Below are 22,330 nucleotides of genomic sequence, written 5' to 3' on the forward strand. Positions count from 1 at the left end.
AACTGCTGCAAAAAAAAAGCGCTGCTATTAAGCAACGCTTTTATTATTTTACTCGGCTACGTCAATCAGTTGGCAACGACTTGTTAGAAGGAGGATGAGGTTAAAACGTTATCTCACCCACATAACAATTAATCTCTAACGCGACATGACCCAGCTAACCTTGAGTATCTGACTCGATCGATTGCGGTTCTACATTTTCTTGCTGCATGTCCACAATGTGTTGCTGGTTGATCTCTTTTAGCATATTAAAAATTTTTGCCCCTGGGGCATGCTCTATTTTAGTAGCCATGAAGCGCACATCCACTACCCCATTTGCTAGCCGGTTGCGCTCTTCTACCCCATTTGCTTGCTGGGTGCGCTTTACTACCGCATTTGCCAATGCACGCTCTATGTCATTCAGAGTAAGCGTTTCATTTTCCAAAGAGGGCGGATAATTATACAATGCGGTACGGATAATTTTCCAGGTTAGGTCTGAACCAACCGCAGCTACTGCTCCCTGACCCACGTCAGACTCCAACGTTTTAGTCGTCAAATAGGCATTTCTCTCTGAAGGAGATGACAGATCTTTATAGTCGAAATTTCTGTATTTTGTTCCTGGAAAATCAAGCTTGACATTACCTTCAACAACATTCCACGGGTCCCAGAATTTAGTCTGGTAGACAGGTCTGATTTTAAGAAATGGCAAGTGACTTACCTGCAAATAACCATTAGGTGCGCTCAAATATCCCACCTTGATTCCCGCCCTATCCAACATTCTTTTGACCTCAGGAAGGTAAAAGCCGGCCCCTACATGACAACTGTCAATTCGTAGGATACCCACTTCTTTTAGACCATAGCTCTGCAGCTTTTGAACCAGTTGCGCGGGACTGAAGCTTTGATAAGAGGCTAAATTGCGTACCCCCGAATCTGCTGGCCCAGTAATTGAACCATGCACAGGAATATCCAGCCTGTCATTGAGTGTCAGACCAGACAGAGTATTGATATTGGGTTTCTGTACTAAACTTTCCGGGCGTAAACCCCTCATCTCCCCAAAAACATGGTTAAGTGGGATATCATGATTCCTCATTGAAGATCTTGCATATTCATCAAAGAGTTGCCATTTTTCACCCCCGGTATCACCAATCTGAAAAATATACCGCTGGCCCGTCTCCGGCGAAACATTCCCTGCGAGAGTTAAATGTTCATCGGTGACTTGAGAAGGCAAAGTGTCAGGCGTAACCAGGGGGGCGCCTGGCGCCCTTTCTGTTAGGAAATTATTAGGGCGAAATGCTGGTCTCGAATAACCAGGCATCGCTGGTATGCCTGATAGGAAATTACCCTCGGGAACGTGTGATGTTTTGGGAGCCAGGTCCAATACGCTTCGTATAAAATTATCATTACGGCTGAAACAAAAAGCACCGACAAATACATCTCCGTGTTTCGCTCGGTTGATAATAGTCCTTAGATGTTCATCTGTTGAATGAGCCAAATCAAGTACCGTGACTTTTTCTTGTATTGCCCGAGGTACCAGTGACAGATCTTCTATTGTAAAATCTATTTCAGCATTCAAATTACGAGAGCGAACTCCATTAGGGTTACCATGCGTACCACTTAAAATCGTGACATTCGCATTGGGATTTTTATAAAAAATGTCAATAACCTGGTTGCGTACAATTTCCCCCGTGGTTCTGCTGGCGGTTAAACGCACCTCCCCCCCCAACGGAGTGGCAATTGACTCAAATACCTGCGCTCTATCCCTATAAAGTGCCCTGTCTGCGGCAGTATTAGTATATATTATCTTATTAGACTGCGTTCCAATAATATCATCCACACTTACGCGAATTCTTTCTTTCTCCCATGGAATACTCAGTGCATCTCTTGCTTTCGTCTTCGCTAATTTATTCGCCCATTTCACACCTAATGCAAGACCACCTATTCCTGCACTACACAGTATATCGTTCAGGAATTCATTATAGGCCTCTTTTTTATATTCCTCATAATCGGATTTTCCATGTTCCAGTGCCAGTTTCAGGACGCTAGCCATAATATCTATAATGATGCTCTTGATGATCCCTCCTGGCATTACTATTGATGCATAGGTAACATACGATTTAGCCATATCAATAATACCGTCGCATAATACTTCACCTGGAGAACGGCTCATATCATCAAGATTTTTTTTCATATGATCAAAAAGAGTGCTATGCCAGTCATTAAATCGATTTGCGGACTCCATAAATTCTAATGGCGAGCGGGATGTAGGTAGTGAACGAGCGACGATTTTTGTAGATGCTTCAGCAAAAAAACGAGACTTATTTGCTTTTGCTGAAGTCTGAAGTTCCTTGGTGAGGCCGCCTATAATAAAATCTTGCACTTTTTTCTCGATTCCGGCAGCGGAATCATTAAATGACTTCCACTCGCCAAACATATTAAACATCACCACTTTGTCATTGACGTGCCAGGCCCCTATATCCTTAAGCCCGAGTCCATTAAATTTGACCGCCATAGGCTCAATGCCATTGCGGATAATATTTTTAATTGCATCTGGCACACCGCGCTCAGACAATAGTTTAGTTTTAATTCGTTCAACACCAAAATAAAAATAGTCCTTTATTTTGTCTTTATGATTGCTGTCGAGCCTTAAAGCAGGAAGTTCATTTTCGAAGACCTTCCACAGCCCTTTATTCGGTAAAATATCTCTTGTAGGGTAAATATCCTGTTGGGCGTCTTCTGATACATAGACTCTGTTAGTACCGGGATAATTTTCATCAACAGTCCACATAACATCTCCCTGAGACGTCCTTGCATATTGCTTTCCAAGCAGGAGTTCGTGAAGGGTTAAAGGCTGGGTCCGGGGATTTCCGGAATAAGCCTCAAAAACAACGTTAATTGTTGAACCTTGACGAGGAAAGGCTTCTTTTATCGAAAGGTGCCTGTCTCGTAATATGTCAGCATATTTCAGCGCATAGGCAGTCTCGTCCATTTTATCCCCGAACCGGGCTTCAACGCCATCCTTAAATTTAGCCAGACAAATATTCCCTGCGTCAATAACCTCAGCTTCAGTCCAGCTTTCCCGTATTAGAATTTCACGGTCGTACATAATATCGACCTGCTTACCTAGATTTTCCATCAGGAGGTTAAATGTCGACTGAGGAAACTCAACCTTCATAGCCACAGCTCTTCTTAATTCTGCTATAAGTGTATTAAGGTGAATTATTGAACTGTCACATTCTTCAATCGTATTTGAAGGTGTCGGAACGTTGATGAGATCATTCACTTTCTTTGATACTTCATTACGGTCTGAAATAATTTTCTGTTCTTCTTGTCTTTCTATTACTCTTTTTTTTTCATCACGTATTCTTTTCAATAGGAGTGAAAGCGGCTCATATTCCAAGAGATGACGCCCTTTACGCGATGTATGCGATGTATCCAGTGTCGTTTCTATCTCTTTAGCATCTGATTGCTTCTGATTCAGCAGTTCGGTGTTCCACCGCGAAGTATCCAGTTCCAGCTCTATCGCAACGCCTATTCTTTCAATAAAAAACGCCAGATACTCCAACGATACTTTGCATTGCTCAGGCGTTTGGGAGGGAGTGGCAATTTCACTGAGATTTTCCAGGTCAGTTTCTAATTGCCTGGTTATCCTGTTATAGTCATGCGCAAGCTGTAACTGGTTTTCACTTATATGTTCTCCCGGCTTAAAATACGCGCCGTGTTCATTGTGCGTTTGCAGTTGACCTGCACCGCACTGGAGGACATCGTTCTTATCTTCATCGTCCACTTTTCCCGCTTCGCGGTTAAAGTAATTATATGCCGCGGTACCCGCCAGAGCTGTCATGCCCAAGCCTACGCACACCCCGGCGATCAGTTTCCGCCCGTGACTCTTTTCTGCTGGCTCCACGGCAGACTCAGTTGTATTACTGTAGACCTTGTCTACATGCTTCCCGTTGAGGAAAGTTACCTTTTCTCTGATAACGTCTCCGCTAAGCGGGTCAGAGGCAGAGGCCGTCGTACGCACACTCTTAAACGAGCCTGACTGCGCAAAGGAGATAGGAACATCCTCGCCGGAGGACATGGCCACGCCTTCCCTCGCCGCAGGAAGCTCAGCCAAAGGAATACTCTCATCAGCCGTGCCTGGGGAGTTATCTTTTGAGGCGGATGTGTATTTGTAAACACCATAACATACCGCAACACCGGCAACAGCCGCCCCCATAGCCAGAGTCAGACCACCTGCAGCAAGTGCTACCTCATCCTTGCTGAGAGTGAAACCATCATTGTCTATCACTGCCACAAGGATTTCTTCGGGGTCGACTACCTGGGAGGCGGGTTTTTCTTCATTATATTTAAAAGAGGTGAGTGATGTTGGCCGACGCGTTGCCTCAGTTTCGCCCATAGACTGGAAATCGGCCTCCGTGACGTCACTTACAGGAATGTCACTGTTTGCGCCTTTTTTTACCGGCAACGCAGCCGCGTCAGCCCCTGGCAGGATTTGAACGGCATTAATAGCGGTGGATAATTTCTCTGCAGCCCAGCTTTCCAGCTGGTCAGTCAGCCGGCTTTTTAGTTGTTGTAGTGTAGGATTTTCACTGTCCGCGAGTTTCGCGACCAGCTGTTCTGCCCATCCGCCCCATGAATCTGTTGGCCCGATTTGTGCTATCTCTTTGCGCGCCGCACTCAGTGCCGGTAACAATGGCAATAAATCGACAAGCGGAGCCACGCCCCCCAGACGGCTGTCCATAATATAAGACTTCGCCACGTCGCGGATTTCTTCAAGGTGTTTAACCACTTCACGTGGGTCATTTTCTTTAGAAGCCTGGTACAGTTTCCAGCCAAGACTCAGTTCCATATAACCCTGATAAATTCGCTGAGCAGCAGGATGAGTGGATGAGGCACTTTTAACCAGCTGGCCAACGCTGTCAGACCAGCTCTGGGCGGGTGAACTGTTCCACCACACCAGAGCCGCGTTAACGGCAGGAGCATAAACCTCGCCACTTGGCATTATTCTGCTGTAATCCTTAGGATTTTTCGCAATGTCTTTGCTGATATATTCGGCAAAATTTCGGAGAGACTTCGACCAAGATGCACTAAACCCATCGCCGCTGTAAAATTCCTGGGTTTTCTGTGCTGTCAGCAGAGCCAGTGGGCCAGCAGGGAAAATGCCAGCCAGTGCCGGTAATGCCGTCCCGGCCAGCACTGACAGCAAAGTGGAAGGGTTAATTAGACTGACTAGCCCCTTCGCTTTATCCCAGGTTCCGGTAGCCGGGTTGATCATATTGAGCAGTGTATCAAGCTGCGCTAATGAATGAGCGTGTTGACGGGTGCTACCTGACTCGCCAGAGAACAACTGTTGTAATGAGGGGACCTGTTTCTGAAACCAGTCCAGCTGCACCATCAGGTTTTTGTCTGATGGGTATGCCCCAGCCTGTTTTACCAGTAACAGACTTCGCCTGATGGTATCTGCCGCATCCTGGCCAAGGAGTTTATTGAGTTCAGCCACTTTTTTCGGCGCAGTATTCTCAAAGGCCTGACAAATACTCTCGAATTTTCTTTCAATACTGGGATTTTCGGGCAGCACCGCGAGGACTGTCTGTATTTTTTCATAGATGGCATTAAACGCTTCTGTCAGCGGTTTCATCCCTTCGAACTGCGACAAAAAGTCAGTAAACGAAGCATTGGGCGGTAATGCGTAATATTTTTGTGCCTGCGTCACCAACTGATGAATAGAGGTCAGTGAGCGAATGTGTGTATCGCTAGTACCAGCAAGAGAAGGCGCAGCCTGAAGTAATGACTGTGCAGACGCGAGGGTATCAGCCAACAGACCCAAACTTAAAGAGACACTGGAGCTGCTTTCCTTCTCAAAATTACTGGCAAATTTCTGAACGTGCTTCAGTGCAGCTTTAAGAGAATTAACCCACTCTTGCTGGTCTTTACGTAGACCACTCAGCCTGTGAGTGCTGTCATCAATAACTCCTTGAATACGTATTAGTTTATCCACAAAAGAGGTGTCTGGCCGGCAACAAATCTCAGGCAGTTTGCGCATATCATTAATCGCCCCAAGCCCCCCTTTTATTTCAGCACCCAGTATATTTTCAAATACACGTAACAGGGTCCTTTCGGTGATACCTTTTAGTACAGGAAGGAGAATATCCGCAGGGGGTGGCGAGGCTTTTTTAGTCTGCCCTGCTCCGACGGGCTGAGCGCGTAGGTATTCTGACATGCTGTCAGCCCACTCGTCGGCACGGGAGGCGACTTCATTTTTGATGATTTGCAGAAACTCGTCCAGCTCCGGGCCGGTAGGATGGTCTGGTTTATCCAGTTGAGTAGACAAAAAGCGATGCTTATCACTGCTCTCTGCCGGGCGGCAGTTTGTTTCGTCAGACTTCGCCTTAAATACCGTCGTATCAGATAATTTGTTGCGGAACGTCACGTCATCAAGGACTAATTTAACTAACTGGCAAACGTCTTCATCATGGTGCCAATCGTCAGACTTATCCAACTTATTAAATAGTGTAACAATTTGAGGATAATACACAGACGGTGTGAGGTGACGGCCAGTCATTTTTTCATGCAAAGACCCCTTTGTGTCTCCAAGTTTAGGATCGACAAACACCGTTTCTGCCCTGTTAAGAAAGGGGGTGATAGTTTTCATAAAAATTCGGCTCTACTACTCGGTTATGAATAAGAGGGCCAAGGTATTAGAATTCACTATCGGAATTTTATGGAAATCAGCAGTAACTATAGTTTTTTTGCGTAAATAAGCGTAAAGCTTCCGCAAGGCTATTTTGGTATAGCCTGTTTAATTTTTTATAAAAAAAGATCAATAAATACAACAAATAGCGTATTTATAAAAAGTATTGAAAAGGTTTACCGTTATTACGCCCATGCAGCGTTGACGAAGCTGAGAGCGATAGGACGATTATTATGGTTAAGGAGAAAACCTCCGTTCATTAAAGCTTAATAATTAAGAAAATGTTTACGGCTAAATAAATGACGTGATCATGTAAATAAAAAAACACAGGCAAAAAAAAGCACTGCCCGAGAGCAGTGCTGATTACAAGCGTTTGACAGATTAGCTGTTGGCAACGACTTTTGCAGCAAGCGCGGCATCAGAGCGTTTAAGAACCGCGTAAGACACGCCGGCCAACACGGTACCGGCGATAATCGCCACCAGATACAGCAACACAGGCGTAATGGCACCTGGGATCAGCAGCACAAACAGCCCGCCGTGTGGAGCCATCAGTTTTGCGCCAAAGGCCATTGATAACGCACCGGTCAAGGCACCCCCTGCTATACAGCACGGCAGAACGCGCATCGGGTCACGGGCCGCGAACGGGATCGCCCCTTCCGAGATAAAGCACAGTCCCAGAACCAGCGCGGCTTTGCCCCCTTCTCGCTCACCCTGTTCGAACTTGTGACGCGCCAGCAACGTTGCCAGACCCATCGCCAGCGGCGGCACCATACCTGCGGCCATAATAGCGGCCATCGGTGCGTAAACGGAAGAGCTCAACAGCGCGACACCAAACGCATAGGCCGCTTTGTTAACCGGTCCGCCCATGTCGGTACACATCATCGCACCAAGGATAGCGCCCAGCAGAACCGCGTTAGCCGTGCCCAGAGACTGCAGCCAGGCGGTCAGGCCCAACATGATTTTAGCAACCGGCGTACCGACCACATAAATCATGACCAAACCCGTTATCAAGCTGGCAATCAGCGGAATTATCAGTATCGGCTTAAGCGCTTCCATACTCTGCGGTAAACGCAGTTTGGTGCTGATAAACTTGGCAACGTAACCCGCCAGGAAACCGGCAATGATACCGCCAATGAAGCCTGCACCGGTGCTTACCGCCAGCATACCGCCGATTAAGCCAGGCGTCAGACCCGGGCGGTCAGCGATAGAGAAGGCAATGAAGCCCGCCAGTACAGGAACCATCAGTGCAAAGGCTGAGGCGCCACCAATCTGCATCAGCGCGGCAGCCATCGTGCCTTTCACTTCAAAGGCCTTGATACCAAAAATAAACGACAGCGCGATACATAACCCCCCCGCCACAACCATTGGCAGCATGTAAGACACGCCGGTCAACAGGTGGCGATAAGGGCCGGTGCCGGTCTCCTTTTTCTTGCCTGAAGAGCTCTGCCCCTGCTTTTTAGGCTCGTACAGTTCGGCTTCAACCAGTGCTTTATCGAGCTCCTGCTTGGTCTTTTTCAAGGCCAGACCGGTAGAAGTACGGTACATCTGCTTACCCGCAAACTTCTCGAGATCCACCTCAATATCGGCAGCGACAATAACCAGGTCGGCGGCGGCTACTTCTTCAGCAGTAATGGCGTTACCCGCCCCTACGGAGCCACGCGTTTCAACCTTCACCCACCAGCCGCGTTTTTTAGCTTCGGATTCAATGGCTTCTGCCGCCATAAAGGTGTGTGCTACGCCGGTTGGGCACGCAGTAACCGCGACGATACGTTTTGGACCCGCCGCTGCCGGAGCTGCTGCTGAGGTCTGAACCGGTGCCTGATAAGGCTTGGCTTGGGCTACCGCACGCTCAATGAAAACATCGGGTTCGCGAACGGCGTCGGCCGCCTGTCCCAGATAAACATTTTTACCCGACAGTTGTGCATCCGCAGGCACTGCATCACCTATCGCTAATACCAGCTCAGCCTCGGCGGCACTCGTGACGACCTGATGACCGGCTTTTTCAGCGGCGGCAGCAAGCATCGTTTTTGCCAGATGAGCACTTGCCTGTCCGACCGTCTTATCTACTATCAGCAGCGTTTTCATTCTGTCTCTCCTGCTGTCAATTAAAAGGTTTCAGATCAACACGTGCCATCATCGCCGCCAACTGTGGGCGATCGGTGACACCAACATTGCTTTGGCTCACTGCCAGTGCCGCTACGGCAGTTGCCAGGCGCAGCGTGTGCTCGCTTGATTCGCGCATCAGCAATCCATAAATCAGTCCGCCCACCATTGAATCACCCGCACCCACGGTGCTGACAACTTCACAGGCCGGGGGCTTGGCAATCCAGGCACCGGAGGCGTTAACCCACAGCGCACCCTCAGCCCCCAGAGAGATAACCACGTGGGCGATCCCCTGGTCACGAAGGGCATGAGCAGCCTCAACAACGTCACTTAAATCGTTAAACTTGCGTCCAGCCCAAATCTCCAGTTCACGGCGATTTGGTTTTACCAACCAAGGCGCGGCTTTCAGTCCGGCAACCAACGCTTCACGGCTGCTGTCGAAAATAATGCACGGGCACAGGCTGCGCAGACGAGTCATCCAGTCGGTAAACGCCTGTGGGTCCACGCCCGCAGGCAGACTGCCGCACACGGCTACCATGTCGAACTGTCCCAGCCAGCTCAGGGAATCATTAACAAAACGCTCCCAGTCCTGCGGGGTGACTTCAAATCCAGAGAAGTTGAAATCGCTGACTTCACCGTCTTTTTCGGTCAGTTTAACGTTGATGCGAGTACGGCCTTCTACCACCTGAAAACGGTTAGCAATGCCCAGACTGCTGAACAGGTGCTGAAAGCCGTCCTGATTCTCTTTACCCAAAAAACCGCCTACGGTGACATCGATGCCCAAATCTTTAAGTACTTTGGCAACATTGATCCCTTTACCGGCAGCGTGCAGCCCGGCCGTTTGAACCAGGTTAACTTCACCCTTTTCGATTTCAGGGCAAAATCCCACCAGATCGTAAGCAGGATTTAACGTAATTGTTGCTACTCGACGGCTCATGCGCCCTCCCCGAGTCCTTCGGCAACCGCTTCGCCGATAGATTTCAATGCTAATTCAGCGTCTTCACCGCTGGCGGTAAAGCGCAGGCGATGTCCTTTTTTAACGCCCAGCGCCACGACTTTCATCAGGCTGCGGCCGTTGGCAGGTTTACCGCTGCCGTCGAGATTGGTTACGGTAATATCGCTGTTGAACTGCTTGATGCAGTTAACCAGCGCTGTACCCGGACGAGCGTGAAGGCCGTGCTCATTTCGAATGACGTATTCTGCCGTCAGCACTTCACTTTGCTCTTCGACTTCACTGGTCAGCAGAGCGAGAATGCCCACCGGATCGGCGGTGAGTAAACGATCGGCCTTGCCAGACTTCAACAAATCACCGAGGTAGTTCAGCATGTTCAGCGGTTGGTCATCACTCACGGCAACGGTCAGCAGCAGCGCCACTTTTTGACCTTCACTTTCGAAAGCATTGGCAGCACGGCTTACGACAGCAGCATTGCCCAGGTTGCCAATAACGCTGTCGCTTAACCAGATACCCTGGCCGAGGTTCATCGGTTTACGGCTGACAACATCGCTGACGAAGGCAGTATCAACGGCGCCGATTTGCTGCAGACGACCGGCATTCAGGGCCTGCAGGGTAATCAGGCTGTCGGCCGCCACGTCCACTGAAATCAGCTGGGGGTCAAATCGGAATTCCGCGGCGGTTTTTTCGCCCATCAGCAGACTGCGAAGTTCTTCCGCAGAATCCGTTTTTGCCAGCTGTTCAGCAACGCTTTCATCGCTGAGCACGTGTGTCAGTTGACGTAGAAGTGACAAATGCTCGTCGGAGCGCGCAGCAATGCCGATAACAATGTAAGCCTTCTGGTCGTCACCCCATGCAATGCCCTGCGGGAATTGGAATACTTGAACACCGGTGCTCAATACCAAGTCGCGCGTATCAGTTGTGCCGTGTGGGATGGCAATGCCATTACCCAAATAGGTTGAGGTTTGCAGCTCTCGGGCCAGCATTCCATCTACATAACCTTCGCCTACGCGACCTGCTGCAGTAAGCGCAGCCGCCACCTGACGAATAGCTTCTTCTTTAGTGCCTGCGGCTGCGCCCAGGTGAATGTCTTGCTGTGACAACTGGAACATAATTCTCCTCTCCTGCTGAACTTGAATCGTTTCAGCTTTAATGAGAAAAAAGGAGCGTCGTCGGGTTAAATTTAATAACACAACAACGCTGAAACGTTTCAATCAGTCTCAATCTGCGCCGCTTATTTTGCAAGCATTGCGTGTTTCGGCGTTGCATTTTTATGATGCTACGCACATTTTCCCATTTTTAACTTTCATGAAGGCAATCCTGTAGGGAAAAGCTGAAGCTAAGCTGACAGGCAAGCATCATCAGGCTGAAGCTTGCTGTACGTAGTGTAGTCTCTTCCGTACTTTTAGCATCCCGTGCGCTTTATGGCGCTCTTAGTTCAACGGCATTGAAACAGCAGGATTTTGACGATCAAAACGGATGTTTATTAATTAAAACAGGCGTAAAATCCGCGCAAAATTTGTCCTCACGTTTCCCTATTGTTCTGGTACAAGCCTAAAATGACAGTGTCTAGCACTTCCGCGCGTCGCCTTCGTCTGCCCGACATGACCTCCAGCGCCTTTTTGATTATTGCGTTTCTGACCGGCATCGCCGGTGCGCTACAAACACCGACCTTGAGCTTATTCCTAAGCACCGAAGTCAAGGTTTCACCGTTTATGGTTGGGCTGTTTTTTACCGGCAGTGCAGTAATGGGGATTTTCGTAAGCCAGTTTCTCGGCACCTGGTCTGATAAGAAAGGCGACAGGAAAACACTGATTCTGTTCTGCTGCATTCTCGGCGCGATGGGCTGTGTACTGTTTGCCTTTAATCGCAGCTATTTTCTGTTACTGCTGGTAGGCGTGCTGCTCTCAAGCTTTGGTTCTACCGCGAACCCACAGATGTTTGCCCTTGCTCGCGAGCACGCCGACAAAACGGGTCGTGAAGCGGTGATGTTCAGCTCAATACTGCGCGCACAGGTATCGTTGGCCTGGGTTGTCGGCCCGCCGCTGGCCTTTGCGCTAGCGCTAGGTTTCGGCTTTACCTTTATGTACTGCGCCGCTGCGGTGGCGTTTTTACTGTGCGGGCTCATGGTGCGCTCTTTTCTACCGTCCATGCCGAAGGCGGTATTAACCGGCACCGCCACATTACAAGCGCCGCGCAATAACCGCCGCGATACGTTAATGCTGTTTGTCGCCTGTTCACTGATGTGGGCGGCCAACAGTATTTATCTGATTAACATGCCGCTGTACGTGGTGAAAGAACTGCACTTGCCCTCAAAGCTGGCGGGTATGCTGATGGGCAGCGCGGCCTGCCTTGAGATCCCGACCATGCTGATTGCCGGATATCTGGCAAAACAGCTGGGCAAGCGCCTGCTGATGCGTTTTGCCGTGGTTAGCGGAGTAATTTTTTATGCCAGCCTACTGTTTTTCACCGGCACGGCAGCACTGATTGCCATCCAATTACTGAACGCACTGTTTATCGGCGTTTTAGCCGGCATCGGAATGCTTTATTTTCAGGATTTGATGCCGGGACAGGCGGGTGCGGCAACCACGCTGTTTACCAATTCAACACGCGTCGGCTGGATATTGGCGGGTTCAATTGCCGGATTAGTCGCCCAATTTGCCAATTATTACGCGGTGTTTTACGCCGCGCTGGCGATGGTGGTGGTTGCAGTAGGCTGTATTTGGCGCATTAAGGAACCGTTGCACGCTCCCGTTCAAGCGGTTGAAACGCAACAGGTTACTTAACGTTTACGGTTAAGGGGTTATGTTCGATGCAGGCCTTAAAGGCAGAAGAGTAGCCTCTAAGGGATCAAGTGAGGGAGACCTGTTCGAAACGCTGTAGCATCGCCAGTGCCAGACCCTGTGCAGGATTGAGCCTTTCGGCCACAAACGTAATCTGCGTGCGGCTAAAAGGAAAGGTCAGCGTAAATTGCCGTACCGCCGCCAGGGTATTTTCGACAAATAAAGGATGAATATTATACGGGCAGTCAATCAGTAAGGTCTTCGGATTAACCAAATGCACTATCTGGCTGAGCGCCTTCCCTAATAGGCGACCAGACGCCGCCATCACCTCGTCCACAATCTCTGTAGATTGCTGACGAGTCTCCCAGCTTAATCCCGGCTGGCGCTGTTCCAACTGCCGGTTAATCGCCGAAAAGCCGATCAACGATTCAAGACACCCCTGCTGTCCGCATGAACACAGCGGCCCATCGGGTAATACTGATAAATGACCCACCTCGCCCGCCGTCCAACTGCCCCCGGAATACACACCGTGTTCAGTCAACAGTGCGCCACCAATGCCCTCACCGATACGCAGATAAAAGCAGGCGGCATGCTCACTGGCTATCTCGCCCTCGCGGGCAATAAGCGCCGCCGCCTTCACATTGTTCCAAACGCTCACCGGAACCGAGCTTGCGCAGGTTAGTAAAGGCTGCAGACTGACCTCTCCCCAACCAAGGTGCGAGGAGATGTGCAAAATACCCTGCTGCTGGTCAATAATACCGGGGAAACCCACCCCAATACCCACCAGATCCGGCCAGTCCAGAAGCAACTGCTGACAGTGGTGCGTTATCTCGCTTAGCACTGCCTGAGGATTGGACGTATCAAGCGTAAGGGTTTTTTCATCGATGATTTGCGAGAAAAAATCACAAACCATCCAGTGCAGGCGGTGACGCTCAATCATGATACCGGCGGCTTTAATCGCCGAGGGCTTCAGCGCCACGTGAATTTTAGGTCGCCCGATGCTATTGGTTTGGGCCACGCCCTGCTCTTCCACATAGCCCAGCGCAAGCAGGTCATCAACTATCAGGGAAATAGTGTTTTTGCTTAACGCCAGCGCGCGTGAAATATCCAGACGAGAACTGATTTTCTGCTGGCGAAGATAGGCCAGTACACGTTTTTCATTATACTGGCGCAGCAGCGCGGGTCCTTTGCCTGGGTCTTTCATGTCATGACTTTCCATCGCTCTTTGCCTTAGCATTACATTATTACATGACACCGGATCTGCAGGTCAAACTATTCACCGCGCCATACTTCAGCCCCTTGTTTGTAGGTTGCCACCAGTTGAAGCGTATTCCCCTCCCCTGACCGTAACATAATGGCATCCAACGGCGCACCGACTGCAAGCCCCTGTTGAACGGGCAGATTCAGGCTTAATGCCGGACGAATTGAAGCCATATCAATCGCCTCCGCCAAGGGAACAATCGCGTTTTTAACCAGTGTATTGACGCCGTGCAATAACCCCTGCACCGATCCAGCCAGCAGCGCGGGATTATTTGCCATCGACAGCCTGCCTTCGGCACTTAATACCACCTCACCGCCGATGTGCGAGTGATAACAACCCGGCGGCATACCGGCGTGGCTGGTGACATCACTGACCAGCATCGCGCGCCCATTTTTGGCACGGATAAAAACTTTCAGTACCGACAGTGGTAAATGTTCCCCATCGGCAATCATCGCGCACCAGAGGTCGTCCTGCGCCAACTGCTCCCAAATATAGTTGGGATGGCGAGGCAATGTCAGATGCGCACCGTTGCCAAGATGCGTGGACATTCGAGCGCCTGCCTTGACGGCCGAAGCGATTTGCGCGGCGCTGGCGGCCGTATGCCCAATGGATACCACGATGTTATCGGCGACGCACTGGCGAATAAAATCATCCGCCTGCGGCCATTCCGGGGACAGCGTAATTAAACGAACACGCCCCTGAGCGGCTTTCTGCCACTGCTGAAACAACGCCCAATCAGGGGCTGTAATGTGGGCAAGCGCATGTGCGCCTCGCGGACCCTCCTGCGCCGATAAAAAAGGCCCTTCCAAATGAATACCGGCAACGGATTGTTCAACAGCCGGAAACTGCTGGCACGCCCGCGCCAGCGTTGCCACCATCTGTTCAATTTCATGCCCGTCATTGGTAATAACTGTGGGTAAAAAGGTCGTTACGCCCTGCTGCCACATAGCCCGCGTCACCTGCTCGACCGACTCTTCGGCGAAAGGATACGTATTGAAGTCAACGCCACCGAAGCCATTGACCTGCAAGTCCACCAGCCCCGGCGCAATGAATGGCAGGCTCTTCCCCTCGGCTATTGGGCGTATATGGCTGATAACACCGTCATGCGCGGTGATTTCAATCGGCTGCTCACTGCGATAATCCCTGCCACGCAACGTTGTCTCACGCATTCCCCAGCTCCCCAAAACCCTCGATATCGGTATAAAGGGTGCAGGAAGGATGCGTGCGCAACACCGTGGCAGGACAGGCAACCGACTGCGGCGCGGTCAGCGTTTGCACAATCGCCCGGTGCTTATTTTTTCCGGGAACCATGCAAAACAGACGCCCCGCGGCCATCAGGGTTGGAATCGTTAGCGTCAGTGCGTGCGTCGGAACGGCATCAAACGTTGCAAAACACCCGTCGTTTACCTGCTGTTGGCGACATACCGCGTCAAGCTCGACCACTTTCATCAGCTTAGCGTCATTGAAATCCGCCACCGGCGGATCGTTAAACGCCAAATGACCATTCTCACCTATCCCCAGGCAGACCATGTCTACTGGGGCCTGTTGCAGCAGGCTGGCGTATTGCGCGCACAGCTGCTGGAGATCACCCGAGGGCGGGATCTTGTGAACGACGCCCGGCCTGACTTTATCGAACAAATGCTCGGTCAGATACTGGCTAAACAAGGCCGAAGAGTTTGCGGACAATCCGACATACTCATCCATATGAAAGGCTTCTACCCGCCCCCAGTCGATGTCGTTTGCCTGTACCAGATGCGCTAAAAACTCGTTTTGCGACGGTGCAGCGGCAAAAATAATCCGCACCTTTTTTTGCTGCTCAAGCCGTTGCCGCAAATGTTGCGCGGCATCGGCGGCGGCGGCTTGCCCCATTTCCTGCCGAGTTCCAAAAACTTCAACATTCAGGCGCTCGGCCCGTCGCGTATAATGTGGTGAGTTCATATAATAACCTACTGTAATTTATCGTGATTCAGTTTGATAATCGGGATTAACTTTTGGCGCAGGCAGATTTTCTGCTTGATCCTGATTTAACGCATTTAGCAAAGTATCGACTTCAATGCTGACCGGGGTGCGGCGCAGTAAACCGCCGATCGTGTAAACAGCCAGTGACAGCAAGACAGGGATTGCGACCACCTGAGTGGTGCTCATATCAGGGATGACAAATTTCACCAGGAAGAACGCAGATACCCCGGCCGCCCATGAGGTAATGGCGGCCGTCGAACCGCATTTGCGAAACCACGGCAGCAGACCAAGCAGCATCGGGATAGAAATGGGTCCCACCAGCCCACCGAACCAAACGATCAGTAGCGTCAGTACGCCACCAAAACGGTTGGCATTCACAGCGATAAGTAGGGTTGTCAGAATGAATAACACCACTACGACGCGAGCAACCAGCAACGACGATTGCCCCTGCCCAAACTGTTTCGGGAACAGCACCGGCAAAATATCACGGGTAACCACGGCAGTTATCGCATTGGAGTCCGAAGAGGTCATGGATAAGGTGTGCGTAAACATCGCGACCAGCACCAGCCCAATCAGGCCGTTGGGTAACAATTGCATCGCCATAATGGAATAAGACTGTGCGGGATCGGCAATATTCGTGAATAGCAGCGGCGCGGCCCACATCGGATAAAACAAAATCAACGGCCAGACAAGATAAAGAACTGAAGAAAGCAGTGCCGCCTTACGGGCATCCTTACCGCGTGGCGAGGCAATAAAACGCTGGGCCAGATTCCATGTGCCGCCGTTGTAACTCAGTGTGTAAATAACGAAATAAGCCAGAATAAAGCCCATAGAATAAGGTCCGGCAACAATGTCGGTGTGACCTGCGGGCAATCTGTCCCAAATGGTCAGCAGATTGCTGAATCCGCCGAGATGAAATGCCACTGCCACCACCATCACAATTGCAGCAATAAACTGTACGATAAACTGACCAAAATCATTACAGGCATCAGCCCACAGGCCGCCCAGTACGGTATAAAAGAGGCAGAGAATGCCCGAGATGCCAATGCCTAACAGAGGGTCAAGCCCGGTGAACACATTGATGATTATTGAGATGGCGGCCCATTTTGCGCCTACATCAAAAGTTTTTAGGAATACGCCGCTCCATGCCAGAATCTGCTGGGTAGGTACGTTATAACGCGTTGCAAGATACTCCATCGGTGATTCGATATTCATATGGACTCGCAGTCGTGCCCAGCGCGGTGCGAAGATAACCGAGCCAATGAAAACTGCGATAGAAATGGGAAACGCCCACCAGAAGTAAATAGTCAATCCGTACTTATAGGCCACCGCGGCATACGCGACAAACACCGCCGCACTGTAACCCGACATATGATGTGAAATACCCGACAACCACCAGGGCATTTTTCCCCCTGCGGCAAAGAAATCCCCTGTGTTGCCCACTTTACGCATCGCCCACAGCGTGGTCATTACAATCATCAGCGCATAAAGCGCCATGACAAAATAGTCTATCCCGTTCATCGTTAACTCCGGAGGCAAAGCTGCATTGTCGAAGTCCGGCGGGAAAACATGCCGGTTGCATAATTAATCCTAATTAAGGACTAATTAAACCTAACACGTTGAAAGAGGGTTAAAATGTGATATAAATCACATATCCCTACTGTGTTTCGCAGAGTGAGATATGACTTTCTTATGAATTAGAGGTAGGTCAAAAAATCATCAAGGAAATGTTCGCGTCAAGTCGGCTTGGGTTCAGAGAAAGTGTACTCCGCGTGATTTGCGCTAAGGTGCGGTCTCTTCCTCAAGCTTAATAAGATAGGTAAGCGCATCCTCTCGGTGTGTAAAACACATCTCTCGACTCGCCTGCAGGCTGGCACAAACTTTCGGTCGCAGCGGTGAAGTGAAAATCTTGCACTGGAAGTTATCTGCAAGTTGAACGCACCGCGTGTTGGCGGGCTTACCGTTTGGCATGCCCGGGATCGGGCTGGAAATTGAGGGCGCGATACAGCACGCGCCGCAGTCTGATCGACAGTCCATCGGTAGCTCCCCTCTGGGCTGCGAATTGACATGTAAACTCTGTTATCGCCAGACAATAGCAGTACGGTGAAATGCTCACCAGTTAAATCGCCAATAACGCCTTTCGGCACTCTTTTCATCACTCTTTTTGCGCTATCTGCTTGCCTGAAATCGGCGGCGCGAGTAACGTGTCGCCCATTATCCAAACTTTTTGCAAACAGGTTATTTTTATGGCACGTGCTAATGAAATTAAACGCGGCTTCGTTGTAAATTACGACGGTAAATTGCTGCTGGTAAAAGATATCGATGTTCAAAGTCCTAGCGCACGTGGCGCAAGTACCTTGTACAAAATGCGCTTCTCGGACGTGCGCACGGGTATGAAGGTTGAAGAGCGTTTCAAAGGTGACGATATCATCGATACCGTTACGCTGACCCGCCGCCGAGTGAACTTCTCGTACGTTGACGGCGACGAGTACATCTTTATGGATGACGAAGATTTCACTCCTTATACCTTCAACAAATCTCAGATTGAAGAAGAGCTGCTGTTCATTCCTGAAGGTGGCCTGGCGGGTATGCAAGTACTGCTGCTCGACACGCAGCTGCTGGCGCTTGAGATGCCGCAGACGGTTGATCTGGAAATCGTTGAAACCGCACCGGGTATTAAAGGTGCCTCGGCCAGTGCTCGCAACAAGCCCGCCACCATGACCACGGGTCTGGTCATTCAGGTGCCAGAATATCTGAGTGCCGGTGACAAAATTCAGATTCATATTGCCGAACATCGCTATATGGGTCGTGCATAAGGCCGGGCAATGCCCTCACCTGTTGTCATAAAGGGCGCTACGGCGCTCTTTTTTTTGCCTGCCATTTTATTGCACCTGACAGAGTTTTGATCCGCCTCACAAATGCGGCCTAATATTTGGACTTACCAATTTTCATTGCTGTCATATCACTTTACACTGAGCCCATGACTAAACGGCTCATATCAACGTTAATAATCCATTAAATCGTTCTCTGAGTGCTTTTGGCCTGACCAATTTATTCTTGCTTGAATGTGATGGAGTCAAAATGAACAAGATTTCCACTGGCGCTTTGCCCGCTGAAGTTCAACTACCTCAATACGACCGTCAGGCGCTCAAAACGCGCATCGTGCACATTGGTTTTGGTGCCTTTCATCGGGCACATCAGGCGCTGATGACCGATCGTGTGCTGAATAAACAGGGGGGCGATTGGGGTATTTGCGAGATTTCGCTGTTTGGTCGCGATAATTTAATACGGGCGCTGCGTGAGCAAGACCACCTGTTTAGCGTGCTGGAGAAAGGCGCGGCCGGAAATCAGGCCATTATCGTTGGCGCAGTCCATGAGTCGATGCACGGAAGAATTGAGGGCATCGAGGCTATTGTTGAGAAACTGGCAGAGCCGCAGGTGGCCATAGTTTCACTGACTATCACCGAAAAAGGCTACTGCATCGAGCCGGTTAGCGGCAAACTCGATTTACAGCACCCCGATATTGTGAAAGATCTCAACGACGGAGTGTCACCGGCAACCGCCCCAGGCCTCCTCGTTGAAGCTCTGCGCCTGCGCCATCAGCGTGGACTGCCCGGTTTCAGCATTCTTTCCTGCGATAACATCCCCGAAAACGGTCACGTGGTCAAAAACGCCATCCTCGGCCTGGCGCAGGCAAAAGATCCGACATTAGCCGCCTGGATCCACGAGTCAGTCACCTTCCCAAGCACGATGGTTGACCGCATTGTTCCAGCCCTCACTGAAGAGTATGAGGTTGAAATCAGCAACGCATTGGGCGGCATTGACGACCCGTGTGGGATAGCCTGCGAGCCTTTCATTCAATGGGTTATTGAAGACAATTTCGTGGCGGGCCGTCCTGCCTGGGAAACCGTTGGCGCACAGCTGGTCGATGACGTACTGCCGTTTGAACAAATGAAATTGCGCATGCTAAACGGCAGCCACTCGTTTCTGGCCTATCTCGGCTATCTGGCCGGTTATCAGTTTATTAATGTCTGCATGGAGGATGACAACTATCGCCGCGCGGCATATCGCCTGATGCTGGAAGAGCAGGCGCCAACGCTGAGCGTTTCCGGCATTAACCTGACAACCTACGCCGACAGCCTGATTGAGCGCTACAGCAATCCGTCGCTCAAACACCGTACCTGGCAAATTGCGATGGACGGTACGCAAAAGTTGCCACAGCGGATGCTCGACTCCTTGCGCTGGCACCTGCAACACGGTGGTGATTTTTCTTGTCTGGCACTGGGCGTTGCCGGTTGGATGCGCTACGTTGGCGGTGTTGACGACGCGGGCCAGGCCATCGAAATAAAAGATCCGATGGCGGCCAAGCTGCGAGAAATCGTTGAGTCAAATGCGGATGGTGAAGCGCGAGTGCTGGCACTTCTGGGACTTAAGAGCGTGTTTGGTGACGCATTGCCCGCCAATCAATCGGCGGTTGACGCCATTCTGCGTGCTTATTCAAGTCTGCAAAGTATCGGGGCGAAAGCAACCGTAGCGAATCTGGTCAAATAAAGGTTTTTACCTGGCGTTGGCTGATTATCGCCCGTTAGTCATTCAGACTGGCGGGCACTGAACGAAACAGATAGCCGTCAAACGCCGGATCTTCCGCATCTGAAATCTCAAGTAGTTTGCTTTTCACGTTTTCAAGATGCTGCCACATCGCCTGCTTGGCGGCTTTTGGCTCACGACGCAAAATAGCCTGCAAGATTTGCTGATGATCGTTCAGCCACAGCTCACTGTAATTTTGGTCACCCACGTGCTGATGCAACCGCTGCCACATTGGGCTGTGCTTTCGCACCTGCCACAGTTCGTAAACCATATTGGCCAGAACGCTATTTTGTGAGGCCTGCGCCAGCAGCGTATGAAACAGTTCATCGGCACTTTCATCAATAATTCCCCGCGCTACAAAGCTTTTTTCAAGCTCAATAGCGTCGCGCATTTTGAGAATATCAGCCTTGGTGGCCTGCACGGCGGCAAACGCCGCCACTTCACTTTCCAGCAACTGTCGTGCCTGTAACAGCTCGAACGGGCCGTAACCGCTATCACCAAAGGCGGGGAGCTCGGTAGAAGATTCAAGCACATAAACGCCGGAGCCTTTGCGCACTTCCACAACCTTCTCAAGCTCAAGCATAATTAGCGCCTCACGCACTACGCTGCGGCTGACCGAAAAACGCTCGGCAATATCACGTTCGGGAGGAAGACGGTCACCGGGCTGATGCTGTCCAGAAGCAATGGCCTCACGCAACTGATTACCAATTTCCTGATAAAGCCGCATGGTGTCCTCTCTCTATGAGCAATAGTGAGAAACAGTATACCACGCAGTAGGTTAGCGTTGTATTTATGTCACGATGCTGCGGGTTGACTCAGCGAGTAATGCCTCGGCAACGAAGGCAGAATTAGTCATTGCGTTATCCGCAATGCGTGTAGAAAAAAGAGCTTTCCAGGTAGATTTAGCTGCAATTCGCTAGATTTTCTTTTTATGGGGGAGCATCTTATGGCGACCAATATTACGATAAATCATCCGCATACCGTGCATAACGGCTTAAAAAACATGTGAATGAGCTTAAGGATGACATCATGACTAAAACAAATTTGATCACCGGTTTTCTCGGCAGTGGAAAAACCACCACCGTTCGTCATCTGCTTGCCAACAAGCCGCAAAATGAAAAATGGGCGGTGCTGGTCAATGAATTCGGTGAAATCGGCATCGACGGCGCACTGCTGGCCGACAGCGGCGCAGTGCTCAAAGAGATCCCCGGTGGCTGCATGTGCTGTGTTAACGGTTTACCGATGCAGATAGGCCTGAATATGCTGCTCAAGCAGGCTAAACCAGATAGGCTGCTTATTGAACCCACCGGTTTGGGCCATCCTAAACAGATCCTCTCGCTGCTTACCTCCGACGTTTATCAGTCCTGGTTGACGCTGAATGCTACGCTTTGCCTGCTCGATGCGCGTCAGCTCGCCGATCCTCGCGTAGTGACCAATGAAAACTTCCGCGACCAGCTGGCCGCTGCCGACATCGTTGTTGCCAATAAAATCGATGCCTATGTTGATAGCGATAATCTGGCCTTGGCGAGCTGGGTTGGCACTCAGGATCCGGCGCTGAGAGTCGAACGCGTTTCTCAGGGGAATATAAACCCTGACTTGCTCGACGAACCGCGCCGCAACCAGCGAGAACTGCCTGACGGTCAGCATCATCACCCCCATCAGTCAAAGCAGGGACTGGCCGCGTTAAGCCTTCCGGGGCATCAACGTTGGCGGCGCGCGCTCAATGAGGCCGGTGGTTACGCCAGCTGCGGCTGGATTTTTGATGGTGACACTCTTTTTGATACGGCAGGGTTCCTCGACTGGGCGCGACAGGCACCGGCAGAAAGGGTCAAAGCCGTGGTGCGTATAAAAGAGGGAACTTTACAGGTTAATCGCCAAGGCCAAGATTTGAACATTGAGACATTACCAGGGGCGCCGTTAGACAGCAGAATTGAAATAATATCCCGCGATAAAACCGACTGGAATGTGCTGCAATCAATTTTGTTGAAGATTCGTTTAACTTAGCAGGCTTACTGTAT

General features: G+C 50.5%; 14 protein-coding genes. 4 read left to right on the top strand and 10 right to left on the bottom strand.

What is annotated here, in order from left to right:
- Positions 1-154 precede the first annotated feature (154 nt).
- The 4 genes from GA565_RS17050 to fruB form a co-directional block, all read right to left on the bottom strand.
- Entirely contained in the window at positions 155-6,628 is a 6,474-nt protein-coding gene (locus tag GA565_RS17050; RefSeq protein WP_152199567.1) for a hypothetical protein, read from the bottom strand.
- Positions 6,629-7,048: 420 nt separating this feature from the next.
- Entirely contained in the window at positions 7,049-8,752 is a 1,704-nt protein-coding gene (gene fruA / locus GA565_RS17055) for a PTS fructose transporter subunit IIBC (protein ID WP_152199569.1), read from the bottom strand.
- Positions 8,753-8,768: 16 nt separating this feature from the next.
- Complete coding sequence (gene fruK / locus GA565_RS17060; RefSeq protein ID WP_055783287.1) at positions 8,769-9,707, bottom strand: 1-phosphofructokinase; 939 nt, start codon at positions 9,705-9,707, stop codon at positions 8,769-8,771.
- Positions 9,704-10,834 carry a fused PTS fructose transporter subunit IIA/HPr protein gene (gene fruB, locus GA565_RS17065; protein ID WP_152199570.1) on the bottom strand — a complete coding sequence of 377 codons (1,131 nt, stop codon included), beginning with the start codon at positions 10,832-10,834 and terminating at the stop codon, positions 9,704-9,706. The genes fruK and fruB overlap by 4 nt, the downstream gene beginning before the upstream one ends.
- 447 nt (positions 10,835-11,281) lie before the next feature.
- Between fruB and GA565_RS17070 the strand changes: the two genes are divergently transcribed.
- Entirely contained in the window at positions 11,282-12,508 is a 1,227-nt protein-coding gene (locus GA565_RS17070; RefSeq protein WP_152199572.1) for a sugar efflux transporter, read from the top strand.
- A 64-nt stretch (positions 12,509-12,572) separates the two neighbouring features.
- Here the strand turns inward: GA565_RS17070 and GA565_RS17075 are convergent, their stop codons facing one another.
- The 5 genes from GA565_RS17075 to GA565_RS17095 form a co-directional block, all read right to left on the bottom strand.
- Entirely contained in the window at positions 12,573-13,724 is a 1,152-nt protein-coding gene (locus tag GA565_RS17075) for an ROK family protein (RefSeq protein WP_226950989.1), read from the bottom strand.
- A 53-nt stretch (positions 13,725-13,777) separates the two neighbouring features.
- On the bottom strand, positions 13,778-14,935 hold the full coding sequence (locus GA565_RS17080; RefSeq protein ID WP_152199574.1) for an N-acetylglucosamine-6-phosphate deacetylase: 1,158 nt from the start codon (positions 14,933-14,935) through the stop codon (positions 13,778-13,780).
- Positions 14,928-15,704, bottom strand: coding sequence for a 6-phosphogluconolactonase (locus tag GA565_RS17085; protein WP_152199576.1), 777 nt, complete (start codon positions 15,702-15,704; stop codon positions 14,928-14,930). Before GA565_RS17085 ends, GA565_RS17080 begins: the two co-directional genes overlap by 8 nt.
- 18 nt (positions 15,705-15,722) lie before the next feature.
- On the bottom strand, positions 15,723-17,246 hold the full coding sequence (locus GA565_RS17090; RefSeq protein ID WP_152199578.1) for a sodium:solute symporter family protein: 1,524 nt from the start codon (positions 17,244-17,246) through the stop codon (positions 15,723-15,725).
- 261 nt (positions 17,247-17,507) lie between these two features.
- A complete protein-coding gene (locus tag GA565_RS17095) occupies positions 17,508-17,762 on the bottom strand; it encodes a YkgJ family cysteine cluster protein (RefSeq protein ID WP_152199579.1) in 255 nt (84 codons plus the stop codon).
- Positions 17,763-17,971: 209 nt separating this feature from the next.
- On the opposite strand from GA565_RS17095, the gene yeiP reads away from it, so the two are divergent.
- Positions 17,972-18,541, top strand: coding sequence for an elongation factor P-like protein YeiP (gene yeiP / locus GA565_RS17100; protein WP_055783764.1), 570 nt, complete (start codon positions 17,972-17,974; stop codon positions 18,539-18,541).
- Between the two features lie 265 nt (positions 18,542-18,806).
- The gene (locus GA565_RS17105; protein WP_152199581.1) at positions 18,807-20,276 is read left to right on the top strand and encodes a mannitol dehydrogenase family protein; all 1,470 of its coding nucleotides are present in this window, start codon (positions 18,807-18,809) and stop codon (positions 20,274-20,276) included.
- A 34-nt stretch (positions 20,277-20,310) separates the two neighbouring features.
- On the opposite strand, the gene GA565_RS17110 is transcribed toward GA565_RS17105, so the two are convergent.
- Positions 20,311-21,039 (bottom strand): GntR family transcriptional regulator, encoded by a 729-nt coding sequence (locus GA565_RS17110; RefSeq protein WP_152199583.1) that lies wholly within the window; start codon positions 21,037-21,039, stop codon positions 20,311-20,313.
- Positions 21,040-21,341: 302 nt separating this feature from the next.
- On the opposite strand from GA565_RS17110, the gene GA565_RS17115 reads away from it, so the two are divergent.
- Positions 21,342-22,316 (top strand): GTP-binding protein, encoded by a 975-nt coding sequence (locus GA565_RS17115; protein WP_152199584.1) that lies wholly within the window; start codon positions 21,342-21,344, stop codon positions 22,314-22,316.
- Positions 22,317-22,330 lie beyond the last annotated feature (14 nt).

It is taken from the genome of Rouxiella sp. S1S-2, from assembly GCF_009208105.1.
In the GTDB taxonomy this organism is placed as follows: Bacteria; Pseudomonadota; Gammaproteobacteria; order Enterobacterales; family Enterobacteriaceae; genus Rouxiella.